This window comes from Nesterenkonia halotolerans, assembly GCF_014874065.1.
GTDB lineage: Bacteria > Actinomycetota > Actinomycetes > Actinomycetales > Micrococcaceae > Nesterenkonia > Nesterenkonia halotolerans.
Genome location: NZ_JADBEE010000001.1, coordinates 679,976 through 706,604 on the forward strand (window position 1 = coordinate 679,976; position 26,629 = coordinate 706,604).

The 26,629-nt window shown below is 67.1% G+C and carries 20 protein-coding genes and 1 tRNA gene; 7 read left to right on the top strand and 14 right to left on the bottom strand.

Annotated features, from left to right (window positions below):
- Positions 1 to 8 precede the first annotated feature (8 nt).
- Together coaE and H4W26_RS03100 are read right to left on the bottom strand one after the other, a co-directional pair.
- Positions 9 to 623, bottom strand: coding sequence for a dephospho-CoA kinase (coaE, locus tag H4W26_RS03095; RefSeq protein ID WP_225939574.1), 615 nt, complete (start codon positions 621 to 623; stop codon positions 9 to 11).
- A gap of 9 nt (positions 624 to 632) precedes the next feature.
- On the bottom strand, positions 633 to 1,571 hold the full coding sequence (locus H4W26_RS03100) for a LysR family transcriptional regulator (protein WP_192590693.1): 939 nt from the start codon (positions 1,569 to 1,571) through the stop codon (positions 633 to 635).
- A gap of 72 nt (positions 1,572 to 1,643) precedes the next feature.
- On the opposite strand from H4W26_RS03100, the gene H4W26_RS03105 reads away from it, so the two are divergent.
- Positions 1,644 to 2,627 carry an EamA family transporter gene (locus H4W26_RS03105; protein ID WP_192590694.1) on the top strand — a complete coding sequence of 328 codons (984 nt, stop codon included), beginning with the start codon at positions 1,644 to 1,646 and terminating at the stop codon, positions 2,625 to 2,627.
- On the opposite strand, the gene H4W26_RS03110 is transcribed toward H4W26_RS03105, so the two are convergent.
- Together H4W26_RS03110 and H4W26_RS03115 are read right to left on the bottom strand one after the other, a co-directional pair.
- Complete coding sequence (locus tag H4W26_RS03110; RefSeq protein ID WP_192590695.1) at positions 2,570 to 3,187, bottom strand: SGNH/GDSL hydrolase family protein; 618 nt, start codon at positions 3,185 to 3,187, stop codon at positions 2,570 to 2,572. The genes H4W26_RS03105 and H4W26_RS03110 overlap by 58 nt on opposite strands.
- Before the next feature lie 183 nt (positions 3,188 to 3,370).
- Positions 3,371 to 5,158, bottom strand: a complete 1,788-nt coding sequence (locus tag H4W26_RS03115; RefSeq protein ID WP_192591987.1) for a BCCT family transporter — start codon at positions 5,156 to 5,158, stop codon at positions 3,371 to 3,373.
- 241 nt (positions 5,159 to 5,399) lie between these two features.
- Between H4W26_RS03115 and H4W26_RS03120 the strand changes: the two genes are divergently transcribed.
- On the top strand, positions 5,400 to 6,635 hold the full coding sequence (locus H4W26_RS03120; RefSeq protein WP_192590696.1) for a class I SAM-dependent methyltransferase: 1,236 nt from the start codon (positions 5,400 to 5,402) through the stop codon (positions 6,633 to 6,635).
- Positions 6,636 to 6,779: 144 nt separating this feature from the next.
- On the opposite strand, the gene rpsA is transcribed toward H4W26_RS03120, so the two are convergent.
- Both rpsA and H4W26_RS03130 read right to left on the bottom strand, forming a co-directional pair.
- The gene (rpsA, locus tag H4W26_RS03125; protein ID WP_192590697.1) at positions 6,780 to 8,288 is read right to left on the bottom strand and encodes a 30S ribosomal protein S1; all 1,509 of its coding nucleotides are present in this window, start codon (positions 8,286 to 8,288) and stop codon (positions 6,780 to 6,782) included.
- Between the two features lie 264 nt (positions 8,289 to 8,552).
- Positions 8,553 to 9,950 (bottom strand): GNAT family N-acetyltransferase, encoded by a 1,398-nt coding sequence (locus H4W26_RS03130; RefSeq protein WP_192590698.1) that lies wholly within the window; start codon positions 9,948 to 9,950, stop codon positions 8,553 to 8,555.
- Between the two features lie 223 nt (positions 9,951 to 10,173).
- Here H4W26_RS03130 and H4W26_RS03135 point away from each other — a divergent pair, with 223 nt between their 5' ends.
- Both H4W26_RS03135 and H4W26_RS03140 read left to right on the top strand, forming a co-directional pair.
- The gene (locus tag H4W26_RS03135; protein WP_192590699.1) at positions 10,174 to 10,824 is read left to right on the top strand and encodes an arsenate reductase ArsC; all 651 of its coding nucleotides are present in this window, start codon (positions 10,174 to 10,176) and stop codon (positions 10,822 to 10,824) included.
- A gap of 160 nt (positions 10,825 to 10,984) precedes the next feature.
- Complete coding sequence (locus tag H4W26_RS03140) at positions 10,985 to 12,034, top strand: hypothetical protein (protein WP_192590700.1); 1,050 nt, start codon at positions 10,985 to 10,987, stop codon at positions 12,032 to 12,034.
- Between the two features lie 231 nt (positions 12,035 to 12,265).
- Here the strand turns inward: H4W26_RS03140 and H4W26_RS03145 are convergent, their stop codons facing one another.
- Positions 12,266 to 13,120, bottom strand: a complete 855-nt coding sequence (locus H4W26_RS03145; protein ID WP_192590701.1) for a maleate cis-trans isomerase family protein — start codon at positions 13,118 to 13,120, stop codon at positions 12,266 to 12,268.
- Between the two features lie 198 nt (positions 13,121 to 13,318).
- Complete coding sequence (locus H4W26_RS03150) at positions 13,319 to 13,831, bottom strand: DUF3830 family protein (protein ID WP_192590702.1); 513 nt, start codon at positions 13,829 to 13,831, stop codon at positions 13,319 to 13,321.
- A gap of 119 nt (positions 13,832 to 13,950) precedes the next feature.
- Here H4W26_RS03150 and H4W26_RS03155 point away from each other — a divergent pair, with 119 nt between their 5' ends.
- Positions 13,951 to 14,661 carry a maleate cis-trans isomerase family protein gene (locus H4W26_RS03155; protein WP_192590703.1) on the top strand — a complete coding sequence of 237 codons (711 nt, stop codon included), beginning with the start codon at positions 13,951 to 13,953 and terminating at the stop codon, positions 14,659 to 14,661.
- Positions 14,662 to 14,864: 203 nt separating this feature from the next.
- On the opposite strand, the gene polA is transcribed toward H4W26_RS03155, so the two are convergent.
- Positions 14,865 to 17,813, bottom strand: a complete 2,949-nt coding sequence (polA, locus tag H4W26_RS03160) for a DNA polymerase I (protein ID WP_192591988.1) — start codon at positions 17,811 to 17,813, stop codon at positions 14,865 to 14,867.
- A gap of 32 nt (positions 17,814 to 17,845) precedes the next feature.
- On the opposite strand from polA, the gene H4W26_RS03165 reads away from it, so the two are divergent.
- Complete coding sequence (locus H4W26_RS03165; protein WP_192590704.1) at positions 17,846 to 18,379, top strand: hotdog fold thioesterase; 534 nt, start codon at positions 17,846 to 17,848, stop codon at positions 18,377 to 18,379.
- A 164-nt stretch (positions 18,380 to 18,543) separates the two neighbouring features.
- Here the strand turns inward: H4W26_RS03165 and H4W26_RS03170 are convergent, their stop codons facing one another.
- Positions 18,544 to 19,710 carry a glycosyltransferase family 4 protein gene (locus tag H4W26_RS03170; protein WP_192590705.1) on the bottom strand — a complete coding sequence of 389 codons (1,167 nt, stop codon included), beginning with the start codon at positions 19,708 to 19,710 and terminating at the stop codon, positions 18,544 to 18,546.
- A gap of 102 nt (positions 19,711 to 19,812) precedes the next feature.
- Positions 19,813 to 19,886, bottom strand: a tRNA-Gly gene (locus tag H4W26_RS03175).
- 117 nt (positions 19,887 to 20,003) lie between these two features.
- On the opposite strand from H4W26_RS03175, the gene H4W26_RS13955 reads away from it, so the two are divergent.
- The gene (locus H4W26_RS13955) at positions 20,004 to 23,249 is read left to right on the top strand and encodes a glycosyltransferase (RefSeq protein WP_192590706.1); all 3,246 of its coding nucleotides are present in this window, start codon (positions 20,004 to 20,006) and stop codon (positions 23,247 to 23,249) included.
- On the opposite strand, the gene H4W26_RS03185 is transcribed toward H4W26_RS13955, so the two are convergent.
- From H4W26_RS03185 to H4W26_RS13960, 3 genes are read right to left on the bottom strand one after another with little or no spacing between them, the layout of a single operon-like run.
- Positions 23,228 to 24,142, bottom strand: coding sequence for a glycosyltransferase family 2 protein (locus H4W26_RS03185; protein WP_192590707.1), 915 nt, complete (start codon positions 24,140 to 24,142; stop codon positions 23,228 to 23,230). The two genes, H4W26_RS13955 and H4W26_RS03185, sit on opposite strands and share 22 nt — an antisense overlap.
- Entirely contained in the window at positions 24,139 to 25,365 is a 1,227-nt protein-coding gene (locus H4W26_RS03190) for a glycosyltransferase family 4 protein (protein WP_192590708.1), read from the bottom strand. Before H4W26_RS03190 ends, H4W26_RS03185 begins: the two co-directional genes overlap by 4 nt.
- The gene (locus H4W26_RS13960; RefSeq protein WP_192590709.1) at positions 25,362 to 26,516 is read right to left on the bottom strand and encodes an LCP family protein; all 1,155 of its coding nucleotides are present in this window, start codon (positions 26,514 to 26,516) and stop codon (positions 25,362 to 25,364) included. Before H4W26_RS13960 ends, H4W26_RS03190 begins: the two co-directional genes overlap by 4 nt.
- Positions 26,517 to 26,629 lie beyond the last annotated feature (113 nt).

The following is a 26,629-nucleotide window of genomic DNA, read 5'->3' on the forward strand; positions in this document are numbered from 1 at the left end:
GATCAATGCTACTGCCGGGCTCTGACACGTCCCTGGAGTTTCACGTACAGCTCATCGACCTGTCGTTGCAGCTCTTCGACGGTTCCGGAGTTGTCCAGAACGACGTCAGCCGCCGCGGCCCGCTCGGCGTCGGTGGCCTGCGCGGAGATGCGCGCCCTGGCGTCCTCCTCGGTGGAGCCGCGGTTCTCCACGATCCGGCTGATCCGCTGCGACTCCGGTGCCTGCACCACCAGCACCAGGTCGAACCGGTCCTGCTGGCCGGTCTCCACGAGCAGCGGAATGTCCTCGACCACCACGGTTCCCACCGAGGCGCCCTCTCGCAGCCGTGCGGCTTCGGCGCGCACCCTCGGATGCACGATCGCGTTGAGCTTTGCCCGGGCTTCCTCGTCGTTGAAGACCACCCGGCCCAGAGCGGATCGGTCCAGCTCCCCTGCCTCGGTCACCAGCTCACGTCCGAAGGTGGAGATCACCTCCTCCAACCCTGGGCTTCCGGGTTCGAGTGCCTCGCGGGCGAGGAGGTCGGCATCGATGATCAGCGCCCCGTGCTCGGCGAGCCGGGCCGCCACCGCTGATTTGCCGGAGGCGATGCCTCCGGTCAGTCCCACTGAATAGATCTCCGCCATACGCCGATTCTAATGCTCGGGGCCTGGGGAGCTGCTCACAGGAACGGTGTGAAGTCCTGCGACCTCCCGACCGACCTCCACGAGATGCGCAGTGACGGTTCTCACGGCCAGTCGCTGGAATCGGTCGCCTCTGCTCAGTGCGACGATGCTGCGTTCCGCATGGACGCCGATCAGCGGTCGCAGCACCACTCCGGCGCTCGGTCGGGTGCTGAATCGGGGAAGCAGGCCGATCCCTGCCCCGGCGGACACCAGTGACTCCACGAGGTGGTTGTCCCTGAGCCGAAATGCGCGATGCGCGGGGTGACCGGTGAGCTGCTCGATGGCGAGCGGAATCGCGTCGAAGGGGTACCCCTCGGGCACACCGATCCAGTCATGGTTCACCAGATCCTCGGGCGTGAGCTTCGACTTGGACGCCAGCTGATGATCCCGTGGGAGTGCCACGTCGATGGGCTCCCGTGCCAGCAGTGTGCTGCTGAGCCCCTCAGCGCCGGTCGGCGTCTCTCCGGTGAGGCTGTGACTGATGACGATGTCGGCATCGAGTGCACGCGCCGCGAAATCGGCCTCGGCGATGTCGAAGTCATCCAAGGCCAGCGTGATGGCGCTTCCTCGCAGCCGTCCGATCAACGGAGGCAGCAGCGCCTGGCCGGCACTGGGTAGCGTGCCCACCCGGACGAGTCCACGCGGTTCCCCGGTGCTCTCCTCCAGGCGCGCCTGGAGCCTGGCGAGACTCTCGGCCACCTCTTCTGCTCCTTCGGCGAGCAGCTGCCCTGCCGAGGTCAGCCGCAGCCCGCGCGAGTCAGGTTCGACCAGGCGGACTCCCAGATCACGCTCGGCCGTCCGCAGCTGCTGGGAGAGGGCCGATGGCGTGCGGTGGGTCGCCCGCGCCACGGCCGCCAGCGTGCCCCTCGCGGCGATTTCGCGCAACAGCTCCAGATGACGCATCTCCATGTAGGAAACCTACACTGTCATCGAAGAACAATTCAGTAGACCTGATGGCCTTGGGGGCTGGAGCATTGACCTATGCCCATGCGCCATACCCTCCTCGCCGTGCTCGTCGCCTTTCTCTGGGGCTTGAACTTCCTGGCGATCCGATTCTCCCTCGACCAGTTTCCGCCGATGTTCCTCGCAGGTCTGCGTTTTCTCATCCTGGCACTGCCCGCGTTGTTGTTCATCCCCCGGCCCAAGGTGCCCATCAGGCACCTGCTGGGCTATGGCCTCGGATTCGGCACGCTGCAGTTCTTCGGTCTCTACCTGGGCATGGCAGCGGGCTTCCCCACCGGACTCGCCTCCCTGGTGCTGCAGGCTTCAGCGCCCTTCACCGTGGTCCTGGGTGCGCTGCTGCTGAAGGAGCAGGTCACCGCGCGACGAGCCGCCGGCATCGCGGTCGCCGTCGCGGGCCTGGCACTGGTGGGTGTCTCGCGGGGCAGCCTGGACGGATGGCTGCCTTTCCTGCTGGTGCTGCTGGGCGCCTTCGGCTGGGCGCTGGGCAACCTCGCTTCACGCAAGGCCCAGACGGACCGCCCGATGGCGCTGGTGATGTGGATGGCTGTGGTGCCCCCGATTCCGCTGCTGAGCATCGCGTTCCTGGTGGAGGGGCCGCAGGAGATCTGGGCGGCGCTGGCCTCTTCGATCAGCGTCGAGACGGTGCCTGCCTGGGCAGGGCTGGCCTATACGGTGCTGATCGGCACGGTGCTGGGCTCGGGGATCTGGGTCTGGCTGATGCGCAGACACCCGGCCGGCGTCGTCGCGCCGTTCTCCATGCTGGTGCCCGTGGTCGGGATCCTCGCCGCCTGGCTCGTGCTGGATGAGGTGCCGACCTGGCTGGAGCTGGCGGGCGGTATGCTGGTGGTCGGCGGAGTCATCTACGCCTCGCGGCGAGGCGCCTCCCCCGTCACACTCTCGGGGACAGATCCAGCGACGCTGGAGACGGCCGAACATCCCAACCGTCACGAGTCAGTCTCTCCACCGAGGTACTCGGCCACCGCCTCTCCGAATCGCTCCTGAGCGTCCGGGGTGAGATGGATTCCGTCGTAGGTCATTCCCTCGACGAAACCACCGTCGGGGTCTCGCAGGAAGTCGAAACCATCGAAGTACTCCCAGCCCCGGCCAGCAGCCAGATCTCGGAGCGATCGGTTGAATTCGCTGCTCGTCGGCATGACTTCCTGGTCCAGCGGGGGGATGGCCAGCACGATGATGCGGTCGGCCGGCGCCTTCGCGACGATCGCTTCGAGACTCGAGGCGGTGAGATCAAAGGGGACCCCCTGGACGAGATCGTTCGTCCCGGTCAGCACGATCAAGGCATCTGCGCCCCTGACCCCACGGAAACTTTCAGCCTGCAGGGTGGAGGTCGCCCCGGCCACGGCCCAGCCGCCAGCGAACCGGTACCCCTCGGACAGGAGAGTGGAGACCCAGGAGCGGTCCCCGATTCGTCCCGCGGCGAAGTTGAGAGAGTCCATCTCGGTGTGTGAATCCCCCACCACCGCGACGCCGCCGTACTCGGCCACCTCAGCTTCCTGCGAGGCAGACTCGGGTTCGCGTTCGATCGGGACTACCAGTGCGCCCACAACGAGAGCCAGCACGACGGGGGGAACGTACTTCCAGACTCTCGTGGGAGTACGGGGCCGGCGCCTCTGGCTCATGCGCGCCCCGTGATCATGTGTGCGCCGCCATCGCAGACAGAGATGCCCGGCTCTCCCTTGGGGAGCCGGGCATCTCTTCGTGGAGCAATGCGAATCAATCGGCGCAGCTCAGCGACTCACGTGAGGGCCACCGGGCTCCCTCGGGCCGACGCTGGGCAGATCACCGGTGCGCACCCGGTACTCCTCCACGATGGGTGGCTGCTCGGCGTGGTCCACATCCGGGGCGTTCTCCGGCTGGGTGCCCTCGTGATAATCCGGGGCGACCACTGCTTCCTGCAGCGACTCGTCCGGCTCCTCCATGCGGCGCTCGTACTCCTCGGGAGGAAGCGTCTTGAGCCAGCGGCGGGTCCTCAGGAAGCCGATCTCGCCAGCATCCTCGCGCATGGCCCGGGACAGGTTGTACATCATGAAGTAGCCCAGGATGAAGAACGGAAGCCCCAGGACCAGGGCGACGTTCTGCAGAGCCGCCAGACCACCCTCACCGGTGGCGGTGAGCAGCACGGCCGCGATGGTGCCGATGGCGATCGTCCAGAAGGCCCGCTGATGCAGCGGGGCCTTGCCCTCATAGCCGTTGCACATGTCATCGAGGACCAGCGAGCAGGAGTCCATGGAGGTGACGAAGAAGATGCCCACCAGCATGATGGCGATGGACGAGGTCAGTGTGGCCAGCGGGAACTCGTTGAGGAAGGCGAAGAGCGCACCCTCGACGCCGTCGTCCAGCACGGTGTCGACCAGTCCCCCGTCACCGTTGAGCTCGATGTCGAAGACACCGGCACCCCAGATCCCGAACCAGATGATGGTGAACAGGGTGGGCAGGCCCAGCACGCCGGCGACGAACTGACGCACGGAGCGCCCCCGGGAGATGCGAGCGATGAAGATCCCGACGAAGGGTGCCCAGGCCACGGTCCAGGCCCAGTAGAAGATGGTCCATCCGTTCTGCCAGCCGGTGTCGGCGAGGGTGTCGTTCCAGAATGCGAGCTCAGGAAGCATCGAGACGTAGACGCCGGTCCACTCGATCATGCCGCGCAGCATGAAGACGGTGGGACCGGTGATCAGCACGAAGAGCAGCAGCGCGATGGCGGTCCAGATGTTGAAGTTCGAGAGTCGCTTGATGCCCTTGTCGACCCCGAGGACCGCTGAAATCGTGGCGATCACGGTGACCACCGCGATGATCATGATGAAGTTCCAGGCGGAGTCACTGATGCCCAGGAGGTTCGCGAGACCGGCGTGGATCTGCAGGGTGCCCAGGCCGATGGAGACGGCGACGCCGAAGATCGTGCCCACGATGGCCAGGATGTCGATGCCCTTGCCGATCGGGCCATGGATCTTGTCGCCCAGCATCGGCTGGAAGATCGAGGACACGCGCGGAGGCAGGTTCCTCTTGTAGATGAAGTAGGCGAAGGCCAGGCCCGGCAGCGCGAAGATCGTCCAGGTGTGCAGGCCGAAGTGGTAGAGCGTGAAGCCCATCGCCTCATTCGCGGCCTCCATGGAGCGCGGCTCCACACCCATCTGGCCCTCACGCGGCGGGTTGGCGAAGTGGTTGGCGGGCTCCGCCACGGCCCAGAACATCAGAATGGTGCCGATGCCTGCGGCGAAGAGCATGCCGAACCATGCCACGTCTGAATGCTCCGGCTCATCGCCGTCGGCGCCGAGCTTGATCCGGCCAAAGCGACCGGAGGCCTTATAGATGAGGAAGATCAGGAAGATGGTCACACCAGAGATGTAGAACCATCCGAGGTTGTCGTAGATCCAGCCGGAGCCCGCACCGAAGAACTCCCCCATCCCCGTGGGCATGAGCAGAGTCAGGATCACGAATGCGATGACGATCGCAGCGGATCCGAAGAAGAGAATCGGGCTGGTTCTCAGCCTGAAGAAATCATGGAGGCGGAGCAGCATCATTGCCTTTCATAGGGTCTGGCTGAGGCCCGACCGGCGGGTGATCGTCACTACGCTATGGAATTCTCGTTGAGAATGCACCCGCGTTCCCAGCGGGTCGGCAGATTTTTCCCTGGTTGAACCCAGTTTCGCCGCAGGCTCCCCCGCCAACTCCCGGAAGGGCGTGCGCAATCTCATTCGAGTAACGATTCACCGCCGCATTCCGGGATCAGCGGATCAGTGGACCATCTAAGCTGTCTCCATGTCATTTCCTCCGGGGCAGACCCCCGATGTCCAGCCGTCTCGACTCACCGAGACGTTCGATTTCACCCAGCTGAGTCCCCCGGCCGATGCGGTGGACATGCTGCTGCTCGACACCGCTGCCGCATGGTGGGAGCAGGGCCACCCGCGCGAGGGCGTGCTCATCCTCGATGACCGCTCCGGTGCACTGACGCTGCCCGTATTGGATGCGCTGATCTCCGAGGCCGGCAAGCCCGGCGCCGCTTGCGCCGCGGTGGAGGACGCCGTCTCAGCCGTTCATGTCGTCCAGGACGAGCTGGGGGCCGAGCTGGGTCTCCAGCGCAACGCCAGGCGTTACGAACTGCCCGCCCCCGTCCCCGCGGAGCTGCCGTCACTGACCGAGGTTCACCCCGAGGCTTTCACCGGGGTGCACACCGTTCTGATGCACCTCCCCCGCTCCCTGGAGACACTGGCCGACTGGGCCTGGCTTATCCGCGAGCATGCAGCAGCGGACGTCGTCGTGCTGGCCGGAGGTCGGGACAAGCACATGAACCATTCGATGAACCAGGTCCTGGAGAAGAACTTCACCGACGTCTCGGCAGGGCGCGGACGGTCCAAATCGCGGATCCTCACCGCGCGGTCGCCCCGCAGCGACGTCCCCGCGGCCGAGCCGCGCACGCAGGCCCACCAGATCGGCATCCCCGGGGCTGCCCCGACCGATCTGACCCTGTGCAGCATGGGCGCCACCTATGGCGGGACGAAGCTGGACCCCGGCACACGGCTGCTGCTGCAGACCGCCGAGGCCCAGGCGGAGTTTCCCGGCGCCGAGGAGGCCGTGGACTTCGGCTCCGGCAATGGCACCGTGAGCGCATTCCTGACGCTGCGCCACCCGGAGCTGCACGTGATCGCCACCGATCACTCCGCCTCAGCGGTGCAGTCCACCCGACTGACGGCCGCCGCCAATGGCGTCGCGGACCAGATCGAGGCGATGCGCGACGACGCGCTGTCGACTCTCCCCGACTCCTCGGCAGAGCTGATCCTGCTCAATCCGCCGTTCCACCAGGGCAACGCGGTGGACCCGGCGGCGGCCAACCGGCTGATCCGGGCGGCGGCGCGGGTGCTCGCACCAGGTGGACGGCTGTACTGCGTCTATAACTCGCATCTGAAGCACCGGTCGGTGCTGACGCGCGAGATTGGCCCCACCCAGCAGCTCGCACGCGACGCGCGCTTCACGGTGACGGTCTCCACGGCAAGCTGAAGGCTGCTGGCCGTGTCAGGCTGGCCCGCGGCGTCTCTGGCGCACCGGAGAACCGGCCGATCACCACGGCGCACGAAAAGGGCCCGTCCCACCGGATCGGTGGAGCGGGCCCTTTTCTCGCTCAGACTAGATCAGCCGTGAAGATCAGCCGTTTCCGGTGAGCTTCTCGCGCAGAGCAGCCAGCGCCTCATCGGAGGCCAGCGTGCCGGCATCCTCAGTGGTGGTGTTCTGCGAGGAGGAGTAGTTCGACGGAGCAGGCTCCGACTTGCTGCTGGAGCTGCTGCTGCTCGAGGAGCTGGAACCGACAGTCGCCTGAGCGGCGGCTTCGGCGTCTGCCTCGATGGCTGCAACGACCTGCTTCTTGTGAGCTTCCCAACGCTCCTGGGCCTTGGCGTACTGGGCCTCCCAGACGGAACGCTGCTCGTCGTAGCCTTCCATCCACTCGTTGGTCTCCGGATCGAAGCCCTCGGGGTACTTGTAGTTGCCGGCGTCGTCGTATTCGGCATCCATGCCGTAGACGGCGGGGTCGAACTCTGCACCCTCGGGGTCGACACCTTCGTTGGCCTGCTTCAGCGAGAGGCTGATGCGGCGGCGCTCGAGGTCGATGTCGATGACCTTGACGAAGAGCTCGTCGCCCACGGAGACGACCTGCTCGGCCAGATCAACGTGGCGCACTGCCAGCTCGGAGATGTGCACGAGGCCTTCGATGCCGTCTTCCACGCGGACGAATGCACCGAAGGGCACCAGCTTGGTGACCTTGCCGGGGACGACCTGGCCCAGCGCATGAGTGCGGGCGAAGGTCTGCCATGGATCTTCCTGCGTGGCCTTGAGCGACAGGGAGACGCGTTCGCGATCCATGTCCACCTCGAGGACCTCGACGGTGACTTCCTGGCCGACCTCGACAACCTCGTTCGGGTGATCGATGTGCTTCCAGGACAGCTCGGAGACGTGCACCAGACCGTCGACGCCGCCGAGATCCACGAACGCACCGAAGTTGACGATCGAGGAGACGGTGCCGGTGCGGACCTGGCCGCGCTCGAGCTTGTTGAGGAAGGAGGAGCGGACCTCGGACTGGGTCTGCTCGAGCCATGCGCGGCGGGACAGCACCACGTTGTTGCGGTTCTTGTCCAGCTCGATGATCTTGGCTTCGATCTCCTGGCCGATGTAGGGCGCGAGATCGCGGACACGGCGCATCTCCACCAGCGATGCGGGCAGGAAGCCGCGCAGGCCGATGTCGAGGATGAGGCCGCCCTTGACGACCTCGATGACGGTGCCGGAGACGACGCCGTCCTCTTCCTTGATGCGCTCGATGTCGCCCCAGGCGCGCTCGTACTGTGCGCGCTTCTTGGAGAGGATCAGGCGGCCTTCTTTGTCCTCCTTGGTGAGGACCAGAGCCTCCACCAGATCGCCGACGGCGACGACTTCGTCCGGGTTCACATCGTGCTTGATGGAGAGCTCGCGGGACGGGATGACGCCTTCGGTCTTGTACCCGATGTCGAGGAGGACCTCGTCGCGGTCGACCTTGACGATGGTGCCCTCTACGAGGTCTCCGTCGTTGAAGTACTTCATAGTCGCATCTACTGCGGCGAGGAACTCTTCTGCGGTGCCGATGTCATTGACGGCGACCTGTGGGGCAGTGGTAGTGGTGGTCATGTAGTAGGGGCTCCGATATGGATCGTGTGCTGGCGTGGTCAGTGCACGGACTTGCCGTGCAGGGCGACGTTCTGGTGCACCGAGCGATGGACAGATGAACAGGGTGAGCTCGTCAGGTCCCGATTCCGGCGTGGACGCCGAAGGGCGGACTGTGGAGCTGAATCTGCATCAGATGTCGAAGGCGACTCTGTGCGCAGAACGCGCCCGGTAAGTTTATACCGGCAATCCAATACGAATCAACCGGCGGACCGGGCAGCAGGCGGCTCAGAAGTGGGTGGCGCAGAACGGGGCCGTCGGCAGATCCATGATGCGGGAGATCCGCTCCACGTCCTGCTCCGTGCTGGAGCCGAGCCGACCGGCGGCGTGCAGCGTCCGCACGGAGACGTCTCCGAGATACACCGAGCCCAGGGACTCGACGCTGAGCTGGAGCGAGGGCAGCCCGGCTGCGGAGGAGGCCTGCGCAGGGGTGACCGTGGCGGCGCCGTCGCTGACGCTGATGGTGAAGTGGCCACCGGTGATTCCCAGCGGATCCTCCACCTCGAGGGCGAACTCGCCATCGCTGCTGAAGGCACGAGCCTCGAGCGCCTTCTTCACATCGAGGACCCGCACCCAGAGGAGATCCTTCAGTGATTCCACCCGATAGCTGCGCGGATTCACCAGTGCGGTCTGCAGCGGGTCCACCAGCGGCGCGGTGCTCATGGTCGCCCGACGAACGAGGTCGAGGTTCGCCACGTAGTCCCAGAGAGCAAGATGGCTCTGGTCATCCGCGGCGATCAGGTCGTAGATGCGGATGGTGCTGGGCTCGGTGTCCCAGCCCTCGTGCTTGAAGGTCACATAGCCACCGATGCTGCCGTCCTCGCAGATGTGGACCGCCGCCCGGAGGTTCCGGTTCCATGCGCTCTGATCCTCGGGGTTCAGCCGTGCGGTGCTGATCATCTGATATGTCTGCTGGCGCCCGATGGATCCACGGGTGCGTGCGTGGAACTCAGCGAAGCTGGTGCCAATGACCTCGTCGAGCTTGACCGGGTCCGCAGAGATCACGCGGCCGGCAGGCTGGGAGCGCAGGGCGAATCCTTCACCGGTGCCCTCCCCCAGATCCACCCGAATCCGTGCCTCGCGGGTCGCGCAGCCGAAGCCGAAGCGGCCGTAGATGCCACCTTCGGAGACGGTCAGCGCGGCGACCGGCAACCCGTCGGCCACGGCGCGGGAGAGCGCGGAGGTCATCAGGTGCTTGAGGATGCCTCGACGGCGGAAGCTCGGGTTCACCGTCACCACGGTGATCAGCCGCGCCGGGAGCGGGCCGTTCGGTCCACCCGCATTCAGGGTCTTGTCGTAGTCCACAAAGGTGCCCACGGGATGCTCGTCGTCGAAGCCGACCTCCGCGAGCGCCGGACCCCAGTACTCCTGAGCGGCGTCGTCGCGGTCTACATAGACCGCGGAGAGCGTCTGTTCATCTGCCACCAGGGTCCGCCCGATGCGGCCGATCTGCTCGTCGGAGAACCACGGCTCGTAGAAGCCCTGCTCCGCGGTGCGGGCGAAGGCCGCCGTCTGGGGGTTCACGGACTTGCCGTCCGGGGTCAATGCCGCTGGGAAGGTCTCGCTGCGCAGCCCCTTCGCGAGGGGTGCGATCGCGGGCTGCTGGGGTGCGTGTAGGTCTGCCACAGTGATTCACGATATCGGTCCGGCGGTGCTGGTGCCAGACGGGCGGCCGTCCCGCGCTCAACCCGCCCAAGCACCCGCACGGGTTTCATTGACAACCGTCGATATAAATCCCCATACTGAATATCGAAGCTGGTCGATCTTCTATGAGTCGCTGGTTCGCGCGGCAGCGACCCGAGCGTCCACTTCTTCTCACCATGCGCGGACTCCTGAAGGGACTCACACCTTGAGCACATCACCGCAGACCGACGCCCCCACCGGCCCTCATGAACATGTCCTGCACCGCATCAGTGAGGAACTCGCCGTGACCTTCACGGGCGTCTTCGCCGCAGAGACGATCGAACGCTATGTCTTTGAGTCCTACGCAGCCCTCGCCCGCACGGCGAAGATCAAGACCTACCTGCCGATCCTCACGCGCCGCTTCGCTCAGGACCGGCTGAACGCCCTCGCCCATGCCAAAGGAATGCGGCCCAGTGGCGTCCCGGAGGTCCTCTTCGTCTGCGTGCAGAATGCTGGGCGATCCCAGATGGCTGCGGCGCTGCTCAGGGACCTCACCCAGGGAACGATCAATGTCCGCTCTGCGGGGTCGATGCCGGCAGAGCATCTCGATGAGAACGCCGTCACCGCGATGGGCGAGGTCGGGGTCAGCCTCGGCGAGGAGTTCCCCAAGCCCCTCACCGACGACGTCGTCCAGGCCGCGGACGTCGTCATCACCATGGGTTGCGGCGACACCTGCCCCATCTACCCGGGCAAGAAGTACGAGGACTGGAACATCAGCGACCCGGCCGAACTGGATCTCGACGGTGTCCGCGCCGTCCGCGAAGCCCTCAGGGCTCGCGTCGAGAAACTGGCTTCCGGGTTGATCACCATGCCGTGAAGCGGGACCCACGGACGGATCGCGGCAGAGTCTTGCGGCCGCCGCCGGACCCCCGGCCGAGTTTTCCCCTGCGGCGACTGCCGCACCGCGCCTCATGGGGATCTCCCCAATGACCTGCCGGAAGGACTGGGCGCGGATCCCCCACCACAATGCTGGGTAGATGGAGCAGCCCGAAGGAGACATCAGCCTGGTCCGCAGCTCCGTGGACGCACTGGGACTGCATAGTGGAACAGCGCTCTCCCGTGAGGTGGGCCGAGGACGTCAGCTCCGCATCAGGAGAGGCGTCTACGCTTCGAGCCGCGCGTGGTCAGCGGCTTTGCCCTCCCGCCGATACCACGCCTCCATGGCCGCCGCGGCCCTTGCCGGCGGTTCCGGTGTATTCTGCCGCGAGTCGGCGCTCATCCTGCACGGCCTTCCGCTGTTGGCGGTGCCGTCAGAGGTCCATCTGCGCACGTTGCACCGAAGTCAGGTGGGGCTCCACGGAGAACCTGGGCGGTTGATTTATCCCACCCGGTTGCATGAACCTCCACTCCCCCGCGGTGTGACGCGGGCGGAGCTTCGCGCGGCGTTGGCAGCAGATCGTGTGAGCACGGATGTGCTGAGTGAACTTGTAACCCCGGCGTGCCTCGGTGGATTGACCTCGGATTCGGCAGAACTGACCGTCTCGGTGGAGCCGCTGGCTCTTGCACTGCTGGACACGCTGCCTCGCATGCCCTTCGATCACGCCGTCGTCGTGCTTGATGCCGCGCTCGCGCGGACCGCCAGGACCGAACTGCCTCTCGAGAAAAGCCTGTCCGAGTGGGAGCACTTCCTACGCATCAAGCGGTTCCGTGCGGCGTGGGACCGTGCCTTCGACTTCGCGGATCCGCGGTCGGAATCTGTGGGCGAGTCTCTGTCCCGGGTCCGGATCGCTGAACTGGGTTTCACTGTGCCGGAGCTGCAGGGCCGGGTATGGGTGGAGGGCCGCGAGTATCGGATGGACTTTGAGTGGGAGGGCGGCGTCGTCGGCGAGTTCGACGGGAAGCACAAGTACCTTCGATCTGAGGAGCTCTTCGGCACATCTGCCGAAGAGGCGGTCTATCAGGAGAAGCTGCGCGAGGATGCCATCCGCAGCACCGGCCGACGTGTGGTGCGTTGGAGCTGGGAGGACCTGCACCGGGCAGGCGTCTTGCGCGACCGCCTGACCCGCGCCGGTGTTCCTCGGGTGTAACCGCACTTCTAGCCGCATTGTCGGCACGAGCTTTGCCGCTGAGGGCCTACCCGTCGAGAGCAGTCACCCCTCCATCTGTCGCATCTCTATGCCATGTCCCACCGTTATTTCCGTCCAAAGCGATGGGACTTGGCATAGGAATGCGACAAGTCGGTTCGTGCGGGCTCGGCGGGCGGGGGGGCACACGACAGCGGTGGTCGGCGTCGTCCGGTCGTGGCCAGCGTGGGGCGTTCAGCCGCCCGTGAGGACGGGTGGTGGAACAGCGCTTCCGGCGGGATGCTCCGGGGCGGGCGAGAGGAGCGAATACCGCGCGGTCGGCCCGGGCCCGGGCTGATCGCGGTGCGCCGTGGCGCGCAGCAGTGACTGCCCCTCGCCTTCCGCGAGCTTTCCCAGTCGCCGGAGTCCGGCCCAGGTGATGGCCTGGTTGGCCGTGATGATGGGCTTTCCCAGTTCCGCCTCCAGAGGCGCGATGAGGTCGTACGTCGGAAGATTGGTGCAGCTCACCACGATGGCCTCGGCGTCGGGGGTGTCAGCCAGACGGATCAGCTCCGCGGTCTGCGCGTAGGGGACCTCCCAGATGCGCCGGTCGAGTCCGAGCTCAGCGCTGCCGGTCACGGTGACGCCGTACTCGTTGAGGAACGATTCCAGCAGAAGCGACAGCGAGGGCAGATAGGGCGTGGCCGTGGCGACACGCGTGATCCCGAGGGCGCCGAGAGCTTCGACGATCGCGCCGGAAGAGGTCACCGCGTCGCGGGAGCCGGCGTCGGTCATCGCGCGCACGAGCTCCTCCTGTCCGGCTCGACCACGCACGAAGCTTCCGGACGTGCAGGCGTAGAGGACCACGTCCGCGCGGCCGACGGTGACGCTGCGGACGCCATCGGTGACGACTCTCGCCTGCGCCACCTCCCGCGCGAACTCCACCGTGACGACGGCGTCCACGAACGGCGTCCGAGTCACCAGCAGATCGACGTCGGCGGGGAGCCAGCGCCACAGCTCTGCGTCGAGCTCCATGTCGAACGGCATGACAACTCCGAGCGCCGAGCGGGAAGGTGGGCCGGACAGCAGTCCCTGGGCTTCCAATGTCATGTTCACTCCTATGAATCGCAGGATTGCGGGACTGACGAAAACGACAGTCTCGAGAGTTCGGCCATGACAGCTGAATCGCACTCATAGTGCTGGTGATTCCGACTATAGGGGCTCCCACCCGTGGGGAGGTTTCAGCCAGGTGAACACGGTCCGGAATGCTGCTCCGGGAACGCCTGAGGGTCCTGCGCGTCGGTCAGTTCAGTCACCCGAGGGAGTCTCGGCGCGCGCGAAGCTCAGCGTCTCCCCGCGGGCACCACCCATCCAGACGTCCTGGCACGCGGCGGCAAGCTCGGCGAGACCCTCCTCGATCGTGGCGAACACATTCCCCGGGACCCACCCGACATCACCGTTGACCAGGAGATTGTTGCGTCCGTAGAAGACGGCGAGATCAATCAGCAGCCGGTTCTCGGCCGTTCCTGCAGAGGCGTCGTAACCATAGGCAGGATTATCGAGCACACCCTCGAATGTGAAATAGCACAGGTCCCCCGGGATCGGAGTGATCGTCTGATTCTCGGGCCCGGGCTCCTCAGCCGCAAAGGCGGGAACCAGGGCGTAGATCTCGTTGCGCGCGAACTTGCCGTGGAACACCTGACCGGACTGGGGCAAGGCCTGCCACACAGCCTCGGCGGTGCGTGGGGCCTCCTCGTCGAGCAGGCGAGCCCGCGCGGTGACGCCGCGCTTCTCCAGGGTGATGGTGAGGTAGCGGGCCATCAGGGTTCTCCATTCGATGAGCTGCGGGTGCCACGGAAGAACACCCTATGATTGTCTACAATCTACCTGTAGGTTCTTGGAGAGACACGCGACGCACCACGAGAGGGCCTTTCACCACTATGCACACTCTCGCCATCCTCTATCCGGGTTACAGCGCGGAGGACGAGTTCCCCGCCCTCGAGCAGATCATTCCGGAGACTTCTTTTCCGGTGATCCATACCTGGGAGAGCAGCACCGACCACGATGTCGAGGCACTGCTGGACCTGGGATCTCGGGGGAACCTTGTGCCATCCGCTGAGAAGGCGCGCGAGCTCGCCCCGCGCGCGGCGATGTGGGCGTGCACCTCGGGCAGCTTCGTCTATGGCCTGGATGGGTGCCGGGAACAGGCGAGATGGATCCAGGAGGCGGCCGGCGTCCCGTCCTCCTCCACTTCCCTGGCATTCGCCGAAGCGGTGCACCACCTGGGGTTGAACAGGGTCGCCGTGGCCGCGACCTACCCGCAGGACGTCGCCTCACACTTCGTGCGCTTCCTCGAGGAGGACGGGATCACGGTGACCGCACTGTCCACCTACGACGTTCCCAGCGGCGAGGACGCCGGGCTGTTGGACGCCGAGTGGGTGCTCGAGACCGCCCGCGCCGCAGACCTGACCGGCGCGCAATGTCTGCTGATCCCGGATACCGCCCTGCACACGATCGCCGTGCTGCCACGGCTCGAAGAGGCCCTGGGCGTGCCGGTGCTCACGGCCAACCAGGTCACCGCCTGGCAGGGGCTTCGCCTCGCCGGCCACCCGGCTCGCGCCGAAGGGCTCGGGGCCCTTTTCCGCCGCTGAGCAGTCTGCGTATTGGGGTGTTTGACCCTGGTCGAGACGCCCTCGGGTCGCTCCCCGATGATCTGTCGCATGTCTATGCCATGTCCCATGGTTATTTCGGCTCAAAGCGATGGGACATGGCATAGGGATGCGACAAGTGGGTGGGATGGGCTGCGGCGGGCCGGGTGGTCCAGGCGGGGCAGGCGCACCCGGGGCGGCTCAGCCTAGTGAGCGGCCTCATGCCAGGAGGAGCCCACACCCACATGCACATCCAGCGGGACGTCGAGTTCGGCGGCTGCGCCCATATGGGTCACCACCAGGTTCTCCAGGGCCTCGCGCTCCCCCGCGGCCACCTCGAAGATGAGCTCATCGTGGACCTGGAGCAGCAGCCGAGACTCGAGCCCCTCGGCGCGCATGGCGGAGTCCACGCCGATCATGGCCTGCTTGATGATGTCCGCCGCAGAGCCCTGAATGGGGGCGTTCAGCGCGGCACGTTCGGCCATCTGGCGCAGCTGCCGGTTCTCGCTCGTCAGATCCGGCAGGTAGCGGCGACGCCCGAAGATGGTCGAGGTGAACCCGTCCTTCTTGGCCTGGGTGACCACCTCGCGCAGATAGTCCCGGACTCCGCCGAAGCGTTCGAAGTATTCGTTCATCAGGTTCCGAGCCTCATCGACCCCGATGCCCAGCTGCTTGGACAGCCCGAAGCTGGAGAGTCCGTAGGCCAGGCCGTAGCTCATCGCCTTGACCTTGGAGCGCTGCTCGGGCGTGATCTCGGAAGCCTCGACCCCGAACACTCGGGAGCCGACGAAGTTGTGCAGGTCCTCCCCCGCACGGAAGGCCTCGATCAGCGCCTGATCCTGAGAGAGATGGGCCATGATGCGCATCTCGATCTGCGAGTAGTCCGCGGTGAGCAGGGACTCGTAGCCGGCGCCGACCACGAACGCCTCGCGGATCTTCCGTCCCTCCGCGGTGCGCACCGGAATGTTCTGCAGGTTCGGGTTCAGCGAGGAGAGCCTGCCGGTGGCGGCCACAGTCTGCGCGTAGGTGGTGTGGATCCGGCCATCCCCGGTGACCGTCTCGGTCAGGCCCGTGACGGTCTGGCGCAGTCTGCTGGAGTCCCGATGATTCATCAGGTGCACCAGGAAGTCGTTCTGCGTCTTGATCAGCAGCGCCTGCAGGGTCTCCACGTCGGTGGAGTAGCCCGTCTTGTTCTTCTTCACTCCGGCGGTGGGCAGCTCGAGCTCCTCGAAGAGCACGGCCTGCAGCTGCTTGGGCGACCCCAGCTTCACCTCATGCCCCACCACCGCGTAAGCCTCCTGCGCTGAGGCTTCGATGGCCTCGGCGAACTCCGCATCCAGCGAATCCAGCTTCTCGGTGCTCACGGCGATGCCGGTGAGCTCCATCTGCAGCAGGATCTCGGCCAGCGGGATCTCCATCTCGCGCAGCAGCTTCTCACCGTTGCGCTCCACCAGCTGCTCCCCCAGCGCCTGGGAGAGCTGATGCAGCAACATCCCATGCAGGGCTGCAGCGTCCAGGTCCTCGGCGGTGACTCCGGGAAGCAGATCCTGGGAGGAGAACAGGTCAGGCCCCTGCGAACCGGGCGTCTCGGCGTCGTCGGCGCTGTGGCCCCCGAGGTAGGAGGCCGGATCGGTAGAGGCACCCAGGTACTGGGTGACCAGCTCGGCGAAGGCGAAGTTCCGTCGGTCCGGCTGGATCAGGTAGCCGGAGATCAGCGTGTCTTCCACGGCACCGCGCAGATGCAGTCCGCGCCAGGCCAGCCGTTTGCCGGCGTCTTTGATGTCATGGACAAGCTTCGGCGCTTCCGGGTCCTGCAGCCACTCCGCGAGCACGGCGTCGGCCTTCGCGTCGAGGGCGCTCAGCGAGACGGCCAGCGCGGGGATTCCGGCCGGCTCAGCAGCGGAGTCCCCGGCGTCGTCGGTTTCGGCAGAATCCGCCTCGGGAGGCTCCGCCCCCTCGGCAGCCGCTGCCACATCTCCGGGAGCAGAGGGCACCAGCACGACGGCGAGCGCCTCGGCCACGCGGGCGGCCTCGTCCCGCTTAGGCTTGGTGGTCAGCGATTCGCCGCTGCGGTCCAGGCAGAGCGAGATCGCCATCGGCGCCCCGGTGTGGGTCTTCAGGAACGCTGCGAGCTCCTCCGCCTGCTCGGTCACGGTGACCGCAGGCAGGGCCTCGGTGGGCTCGGGCGCCACCACGGCCTCGGGGAAGCGCGCGGAAAAGGTCTCGAAGAGCCGTTCGCGGATCTGGTTGAACTGCAGCGCGTCGAAGAGCGGATCCAGGACCTCACGGTCGGGGAGCTGCAGCTCGGAATCCTCCAGCGCCACGGGGAGATCGAGGTCGCGCAGCAGCAGGTTCAGCTCCAGGTTGCGCTCCACATCGGCGAGCGCCTCGCGCAGGTTCTCTCCGGCCTTGCCGCCGATGGCGTCGGCGTTCTCGATGATCCCTCGGGTGGAGCCATATTCGGCGATCCATTTCGCGGCCGTCTTCGGGCCCACCTTGGGCACGCCGGGCAGATTGTCCGCGGACTCCCCCACCAGTGCGGCGAGGTCCGGGTACTTCAGCGGCGGGACCAGGTACTTCTCCTCGACGGCCGCCGGGTCCAGCATCGCGACCTTGGACAGGCCCGAGGTGGGGTACATCAGCGTGGTCCGTTCGGTGACCAGCTGCAGGGTGTCGCGGTCCCCGGAGACGATCAGGGTCTCCCAGCCCGCGGTGTCCGCGCGGGTGGCGTAGGTGGCGACGATGTCATCGGCCTCGTAGCCCTCCAGGGTCACCACAGCGATGTTCATCCCCTCGGCGACCTGCTTGATCAGGTCGATCTGGCCGCGGAACTCCTCGGGGGTCTTCGCACGGCCGCCCTTGTACTCGGCATAGGAGGTGTGCCGGAAGGTGGGGGTGTCCAGGTCGAAGGCGAGGATCACGTGCGTGGGAAGCTCCTCGCGGATCAGCTTGAGCAGCATGTTCGTGAAGCCGTGCACCGCGTTGGTGTATTGGCCGGAATCCGTGAGGAAGCTCTCGGTGGGCAGGGCGTAGAAGGCCCTGAACGCCATGGAGTGACCGTCGATGACAAGGAGTTTATGGGGGCTAGTTGACACGGTCCTAAGCCTATCGCGACCCCCGCTGGTCACCCCAGGTGCGCCTCGCCTCGAACGCATCGCCTCGCGCGGCAACATCTAAGCTGGAGCCCATGACTTCTCAGCATGATGCACTCAATCACGTCTCCGGCAGCCAGGACTCCGCCGGACCCACCCCGTTCCCGGATGAAGCGGAGCGCCTCGCCCGGATGGAGGCGGCCGGGATTCCCAGCGAGTATCAGCCGTGGACCGGCCCGCACGGGGTCACCCCGCTGGGCGTGAAGATGGGGCTGCGCTACGTGGAGATGCACCCGGACAAGCTGGTGGCAACACTGCCCGTAGCGGGGAACGAGCAGAACATGGGGCTCTTCCACGGGGGCGCGCACATGGTGCTCGCCGAGACGCTGGGCTCCATCGCCGCGATCCTGCACGCCCGGGTGAACCTGGGCGTGGACAACGCGGTGGTCGGGACCGAACTCGGCGCCACCCACCATCGCTCGGTCACCGAGGGCCTGGTCACCGCGACCTGCACCCCGATCAATCTGGGCCGCCAGCTGACCAGCCACCAGATCGTGATGACCGACGACGCCGGCCGCCGCCTCTCGACCGCTCGGATGACGAACATGATCCTGCCGAACCGGGACTGACCCGGAGGACACCTCCTGCGTGGACAGGCCCTCCTGCGGGGACCTCCTGCGACTTGTCGCATCTCTATGCCATGTCCCACCCCTTTGAGCGGAAACAGCGATGGGACATGGCACAGGCATGCGACAGATGCCGGCGTGGAGCGTCATACCGGCTGGGTTGAGGTCTAGGGCCGCCTCGCCGCGCGGGAGAGCAGCACATCCAGGGCGTTCTGGATCGCTTCGGCGTGCTTCTCGGCGGTGTAGCGATCCCGCACGACGGCGAGGCTCGCCTCCCCCAGATGCCTCAGCTGCTCGGGGGACGCGAGGAGCTCGGCGAGCACCCGACGCAGGGAGAGCGCGTCACCACTCTGGTAATACCGCCCGGTGACGCCCTCGAGGACTGCCTCGATCTCGGGGCTCGAGTCGGGGTTGCCGTCCTCGGCGAGCACCGGCACACCGAAGCTCATCGCCTGAGTGACGTTGAGTCCGGCGCCGCCCACCGAGACGGCGAGATCAGCCTGCGCGTAGAGCGCGCGCAGCTCGGCGTAGTCATAGACGGCTCCGAGGAACTCCGCGTCCACCCCGTGGGCGGCGAAGACCTGCTCGAGCCGGGGACGCTCGGCGCCCTCGCCGACGATCAGGACCTTGGGCCGCACCTCCGCGTCCATGCCGCCGAGGGCGTCGGCGAGCAGGTCCAGGCGGTGCCGGGCCGTGAGCCGGGAGCTGTAGATGATCGTGGCGGGCGAGCCGGCGTCGTCGTCGGCTGCGCGGGGAGAAGTCTCCGCGCCGGCGGACGCTGCCATCTCCCGGGCCGCGCCGATCCTCGATTCCGGATAGATGCTGTTGTAGATGACCTGGATCTTCTCCGCCGGCACTCCGTAGGAGCTGCCCAGCTCCTTGGCCCGGTCACCGTAGACCAGGAGGCCGTCGGTCAGCCGGTAGAACGCGAGGCGGATGCGGCGCTTGAGCCCGTCCTCGGGGCGCTTCCAGCCGTGCCCCCACATGATCAGCGTGCGTCCGCGCAGCGCGGCAACCGCGGAGGCGACCCAGGCGGAGACGGTGGGGATCCTGCCGGCGATCACATAGGCATCGTGCTCACCGCGCCAGATCTCGCGGACCTGACCGTGCTCCCACCAGAACTGGCGGACTGCGGAGAACCGCAGCGGGCGGACCTTGTCGAGGACATCCTCGGCGGCGGAATGGATGGTGTCTGCACTGGAGGCTTCCGAGTTCTTGAACCGGCCCACGAGGTCAAAGTCGTAGCGTGAGGACTCCAACAGCTGGCGCAGCAGCGGCTCGCGGTAGTGCGCCACGGTCGGCTGGACCACGAAGTAGATCCGGGGACGCGCCATGGGTTCCTCTCACTCTTCAGCTCGCTCAGCAGGCAGATACAGAAAAAGCCTCTCCTGCGGTGACCGGGAGGGCCTGGTCAGCGGGAGAGGCTTGTCAGCGACTGGAGGGGATGACGGGAATCGAACCCGCATCGTTGGTTTGGAAGACCAAAGCTTTACCACTAAGCTACATCCCCGCATGCGTCCAGATTCTGGCCCTCAAGAAGAGCCGATCATCCGCCGCAACGAGACCCCACTCTAGCAAGGCGGACTGTCTGCTCCAAACCCAATACGCCTCGAGATAGTGTCGAGGGGTGAATCGCCCAGACGAAGCCTCCGCACAGTCCGCCAGCCAGCCTGCTTCCGCCGCCGGGGCCTCCGCGGTCGCGTCGGCGGCACAGCGGGCAGCTCAGGCGCACGACGCCGCGGCTCACGAACTCTCCAGCTCAGCGCACTACGAGCAGCTCTGGGGTCCCCTGGAACGGGCTCACCGCGAGCGCGCCGCCGATCTGCGCCGCCGGTCCCAGACTGCGTCTGACGGTGACGCGGCGCCAGATTCCTCGACTCCAGATTTCGTGGCTCCGGACTCCAGGGCCCCTGGGTCCCCGCATGCAGCCCCACTGGCGGCTCCGCTGGCCGCGCGGCCGGTACAAGACTCGCTCGCCGCCGCGCAGATCGCCGCCGCGCAGCTGCCGTCCACCGAGGCCGGCGTCTCGCGGCCCCCGCTGGACCTGCGGATCGGGATCATCTGTGACCGGTTCCTCTTCGACACCTACTCGGGGTCGGCCCAGCTGTTCCCGATCACTCCCGAGAACTGGCAGGACCACGTCGGCGAGGTGGACCTGCTGCTGGTCGCCGCCACCTGGCGCGGTCACGATGGGTTCTCCTGGGACAACACCTCCCCCGAGGCTCCCGCGCGCCGTCGACTCCTGATCAACACCATCATCCCCGCCTTCCGGACAGCGGGGGCTCCCCCGGTCTACTACGGCAAGGAGGACCCGCCGGACTACCGCCAGTTCCTCGATGTGGCCCGCGCCTGCGATCACATCCTCACCACGGCCGCCGAGGTCATCGAAGATTATCGGCGCGACTGCCCCGCCGCGCTCAGCATCGAGGTGCTGCCCTTCGGAGTCAATCCGCTGCTGCACTCCCCGATCGGCTCCCGCAGCGCCCCGGCACAGGCTCGCGAGCTGATCTTCTTCGCCGGCTCCTGGATGGGGAAGAAGTACCCCGAGCGGGCCCGCTTCGCGGAATGGATCCTGGACGGCGTGCTGGCCGCGGGCAGGCCGCTGGCGATCGTGGACCGCTGGTGGGAAGAGATCTCCACCCAGCTCGACTCGGCGCAGCCGATGCTCAGCGGCAACCAGCTGATCCCGGTCAAGTACTGGCCCTACCGGGTCCCCGCCCTCGACCATCACGAGCTCATGGACCTCCAGCGTGTGGTGGACATCGCGGTGAACCTCAATTCGGTGATCGGCTCTCAGACGATGTTCGCCAACCGGGCGCTGGAGCTGCAGGCCTCCGGGACCCTGCTGCTCTCGACCTACAACCAGGGCCTGAACTCGTATCACCCGCAGGTGCGCATCGCGAACTCGGCGGCGGATGTGGAGGAGAGTCTGCGCGGGCTCGACCTCGAGGAGCTGCGCCGGGCCCAGGGCGACGGCGTCCGGGAGGTCTTCCTGCGCCACCACGTCACCGACCTGCTCGCCCACGTGGCCCGGATCGCACGCCTCGATGCCGCGCCCCAGCAGGAGATGGTCGTGGCCGTGACCGAGACCGTCACCGCGGAGCTCGCCCAGGACATGGCGGCTCAAGACCTGGCGGCGCGTGGCCTGGGGCAGGTGGAGCTGCTGACCTGGGACCAGCTTGGCGCCCGCGCGGCAGACCCGCTGTCCCGAGAGATCGATGTGCTGCTGCCGCTGGATACGAGACGGCGATACCTGCCGCACTACGCGGCCGATCACGTGGCCGCCTTCCGTTACCAGTCTGCGACGATCACCACGAAGCTCAGCGGATCCGCTGCGGAGTCCGACAGCTGGGCCCATCGGCACCACCGCGGCCTCGCCTCCCTCCCCGACCCCCATGACATGGGGCTGGACCTGGGTCTGACCGCGTGGTGGCGCCCCGAGCCGGCGGCGCTCGTCTCCGGTCCCGTGCTGGCGGCCTCCGGGCAGGACGCTCGCGTCTACGCCATCGATCACCTGGGGCATGCACCCGCGGCCTCCGTCCGGGAGAGCGGGCTGCTCCCTGCCGCGCTGCCGCACCCCGGCGATGAGATCGCTGAGGCCAAGGAACAGGTCCGCCGAGCGGCGGAGGCAGGGAATCTCGAGCTCTCCGTGATCGTCCCGGTCTACAACAACGGAGATCATCTGCGCCATAAGGCCTTCGCCTCGCTGCGCCGTTCACCGCACTTCCCCCGCACTCAGGTGCTGCTGGTCGACGACGGCTCCACCGACCCGGTCACCGTGGCCACCGTGGAGGAGCTGGCACGGGACCATCCGAATGTCTTCGCGTTCCGCCACCACACCGCGGGCTCCGGGTCCGCCTCCCGCCCGCGCAACACCGGCCTGGAGCTCGCCGCCACGGAGTTCGTGACCTACCTGGACCCCGACGACGAGGAGCTCGAGGCCGGCTATCACGAGCTGCAGCGGAGTCTCGCCGAGCATCCCGAGGCCGATTTCGCGCTCGGCACCCAGGTCACCTGGACCGACCGGCACATGGTCCTGCCGGTCCACGACTGGTACTCCGCGATCGAACGTCGGGACGGGCTCTGCTGGCCGACACGGGACTCGCTGCGTGGGATCCGTTTCCGGCCGGCCTCCATCGAAGGACTCCTGGCCCGCACCGACTGGCTGCAGGGCCTGGGACTGACCCAGCCGGAGGGTGCCACCGGGCAGGACACCTTCTTCTTCCAGCAGCTGCTCTTCCACGCGCGCGCCTACGTCCCGGTCGATCGACCGGTCTATGTCTACTACGGCGCGGTGGACACCTCGATCGTCAACGTGGTGACTCCCGGCTACTTCCGCAAGTACCTGATTCTGGAGGCCGCGCGATCCGCCTGGCTCAAGGAGGAAGGGCTGCTGCAGGACTATATGGACACCCGCTTCGAGCACTTCTTCGTCACCTGGTACCTGTGGAAGTACTCGCGCGTGCCCACAGCCCAGCGGGAAGAGGCTGCCGAGGTGCTGCGGGAGATCGCAGCGTTCTACGTCGGTGATCCGGGCCAGTACCCGTGGCGCACTCCGGAGGCGCTGCAGTTCTTCGGTCGGCGCCGGCTGCCATCAGCCCGGAAGCTGAGACCGGCGGCGGGGCGGCTCAAGCGCCGTGCGCGCGGGGCCGCCACCCTGCAGCTGGCCCAGCTCAAGCGCACACGCTGGGGCCGGGGCGCGGGCGCCGTGTATCGCCGCACGCTGAAGCCGAAGTCCGCTGATCAGGTGAGCGCACTGCGAGAGGTGGCCGCCGAGGTCGAGCGGGTGCACCGGCGCGCGACGGAGCAGTGGGGCATCACGGCGGCGGAGACGGCCTACACGCTGGCCGTTCAGCGGCCGTATTCCTCGTAGCGTCGTCCGGCCGCTGCCTGGAGCATGCCCAGACCCTCCCGGTGATAGATGCTGTCCACATACCGCACGGGTGCCCGCTTCATGCGCCGCGCCGCGGTGCGCGCGAGACCGTAGCCCATGCGGCCGAGACCCTCGGCGGCGATCCGGGCCCGCAGCCGCAGCCCGGGATGATCCCGGTCCGCGCGACGGATCAGCTTCGTCGCCCGGACGTGCCCGGCCCGAAGTCCGCGCTGGCGCATCCAGGCGGGGCTCAGGCGCTCGGCCGGCACATCTTCGACGACGACTGCCTCGGCGCACCACCAGGACCGTGCGCCCGCTGCCTGCATCCGCCCGAAGAGATCCGAATCTTCGCCTCCGATGAAGCTGAAGGCCTCGTCGAAGCGGAAGCCCGCCTCGCGGAACCAGGCAGCTCGGACCAGCACATTGTTGGTCGCGGGACGGTAGCTCCAGGGTCCGGTGGGGAAATCGGTGCGCCGGATGAAACCGGACTCCTGCAGCCAGGTCGGCGGATCGTCGCCGAAATGTGAGATGACCGGCCCCGAGACGGTGTCCGCCCTGGACTCGTTCGCGCAGTCGATCAGCGTGGCCAGCCAGTTCGCGGCGGCTCGTTCGTCGTCGTCGAGGAACAGCACCGCCTCGGCCTCTGCCGGGACGGCCTCGAGAGCCGCGTTGCGCGCCGCGGCGATGCCCGGGCGTGGTTCGTGGACGTACCGAGCCTCTGGGTACTGATCTTTGACCTGGGCCTGCGCCTCAGCCTCGGGAGAGTTGTCCACCAGGATCAGGTTCGGCAGCGCCACATGTTCCTGGGCACGCAGGGAGCTCAGCAGCTGCGCAAGCGGTTCCGGACGCCGAAAGGTGCATACGCAGACATAGGCATTGGCTGCGGTGATCACCGGTGCGCCTCGGCGCGAAGAGCCGCGAGCAGAGCTGCGTAGCGCGTGCCCAGCCCGGGAAGGTCGGCGTACTCCGCGACCCAGCTGCGGCCTCGGGGGTCCACCGGAGTGGAGTCCGGGTCCGCGGCCAGCTGGCTGAGCGTGGCGGCGATCTGCTCGGTGTCACCGCTGAGGTAGGTCACGTTCTGTGCATGGCCCAGCACCCAGGCGGCCTCTCCGGTGACGGCAGCCGAGATGTGTTTGCCCAGCCCCATCAGCTCGAAGGTCTTCGAGGGCACGGTCCAGGCGAAGGAGGCCCAGTCGGTGCGCAGACTCACCAGCGCGGAGTCGGCCCAGCGGTAGTGGTCCCAGACCTCGTCGCCGTGGACCGGGTCGCAGAACTCGACAGCTCCGCTGGCCAGAGCGCCGGTGGCGAGGGCCACCTGGCGCAGCTGCTCCTTCTGGGTGCCGGAGCCCACGAGGCGCAGCCGGACGTCGAGCCCCTGGTCTCGTGGAATCGAGGCCACCGCGCGGATCATGCGTTCCAGCGCCTGGCTCTCCCCGTGATTGCCGAGATAGGCGAGCCGCAGCTCCCCGGGGGCACGCCGTCGCTGGTCCAGCTGGGGCACCTGGTCGAGCGCCACGCCGTTGCTGATGGTCTCCACCGGGGAGACCTGGCGTTCGCGGAGCCGCTGAGCGAATCCCTCGGTGACCGTGACCACCAGTTCGGCTCGACGCTGGACGCTGATGACTGCCGCCTCCATGAGCCGTCCCAGCGGTCCCGCCCTGACCTCCGCTTCGCGGGCGAGCTCGGGCCAGGCGTCGCGCATGTCGACCACCAGCGGGATCCTGCGCGCCCGGGCCACGACCCATCCCGCGCAGATCGTGGGCAGCGCCGGCACCGTGGCGACCACGAGGTCGGGCTTGGGCGCTGTGAGCGCCCGGGGCACCATCAGCACCCCTGAAGCGAGATCAGAGGCGAACCTGCCGGCGCGCGAATTGCGCAGCAGCACATAGGGCGTCCGGTGCACCCGCTCACCGGACGGGCCGATGACAGGCCGCAGGCTGAACCGGCCCTGCTCGCGGTGGTGGACCGGGGTGTGGTGCTTATTGGCCGCGGGAGCGACGACGTCGACCGCCCAGCCGTCCTCGCGCAGTGAGGCGACCAGGCGCTCCCAGCGCCGCTGGGGCGCGGTGCGCTCGGGCCAATAGCTGTGGGTCAGCAGCTGCACGCGTGGTGTCACTGCTGCTCATCCTGGGATTCACGCAGCTCCACATAGTCCAGGAAGCCCTCCATGTTCTCGTTCTTGAGGGAACGCTGGAGCAGCTCGAGCATCTCCTCGTCCTTGAGGATCACCTGGGCTCCGCTGGCGGTTGTCGCCAGGTCCCCGGTGGGGATGGTGAACATGTGGATGTCCTCGGAGCGCATGTCTCGCATCTCCAGGGCGTACGAGGCGATGGTGTCGGCGTCCAGTCCGTCGTCGACGCTGAGGTAGGGCACGATGCCGTTGACGATGTCCATGACCCGCTGGGGGTTGGTCAGCGTGTCGGCGGAGAGCAGCCGGTCCACGATCCCGTTGACGACCAGCTGCTGGTTCTGCACGCGGACGAAGTCCCCGGTGGGGAATGCTTTGCGCTCGCGCACAAAGCGCAGCGCGTTGTCACCTTCGAGCCGGATGGTGCCCTCGGGGTAGAACGCCGGGTTGTGCTGTCCGGTGGAGAAGGGTCGGGGGTTGTCCACATAGACGCCGCCCAGCGCCCGGGTCAGATCGGCGAACCCATCGAAGTCGATGATCGCCACATGGTCGATATGGGTGTTCAGCAGCTCTTCCACGGTGTCGACCACCAGCGGATATCCGCCCACTCCCAGGGCAGAGTTGACGCGGCCCTGACCCTCCCCGGGCACGTCCACCCAGAGGTCACGCACGATCGACATCACATAGACGCCGGAGCGGTCCTCGGGAATGTGGACGAACATCATCGTGTCGGAGCGCTCCGAGGCGTTGTCGCCGATGCTTCCCCGGTACTCGAGGTCATCCTCGCCGCGGCTGTCCGAACCGAGCAGGAGCATGTTGATCGTCCCCTCCTCGGTGCGCTCAGCAGAGTCGTCGCCGTCGAGCTGCAGGTCGAGCACGTTGCGCTGGTCGTCGAATGCGCTGCGCAGCTGCTGGACGTAGATCAGCCCGGCGCCGACCGCCACCACGAGCAGCACAGCCACCGCGATGAGGACGGTGCGGATGGTGCGGCGACCTCGTCGGGGGTCTCGTGCCTTCTTGGCCGAGGCAGGTGAGGCGGAGTCCTCAGCCGAGGGCGCAGAGTTCGCGGAGTCTGCGGGCATCCGCGCCGCCCGGCGGGGTCGGTGCGGCTGCGGCTCAGGGTGTTTCCTATCCGCCACAGACCCTCCTTTACGCGTTCGTCGATCCGATTCATGCTAGCCCACCAGCTTCGCGGTCCGCGCATCTGCTGGTATGACGAGGACGACATCGCAGGCCCGCGCCTGGCAGCGCG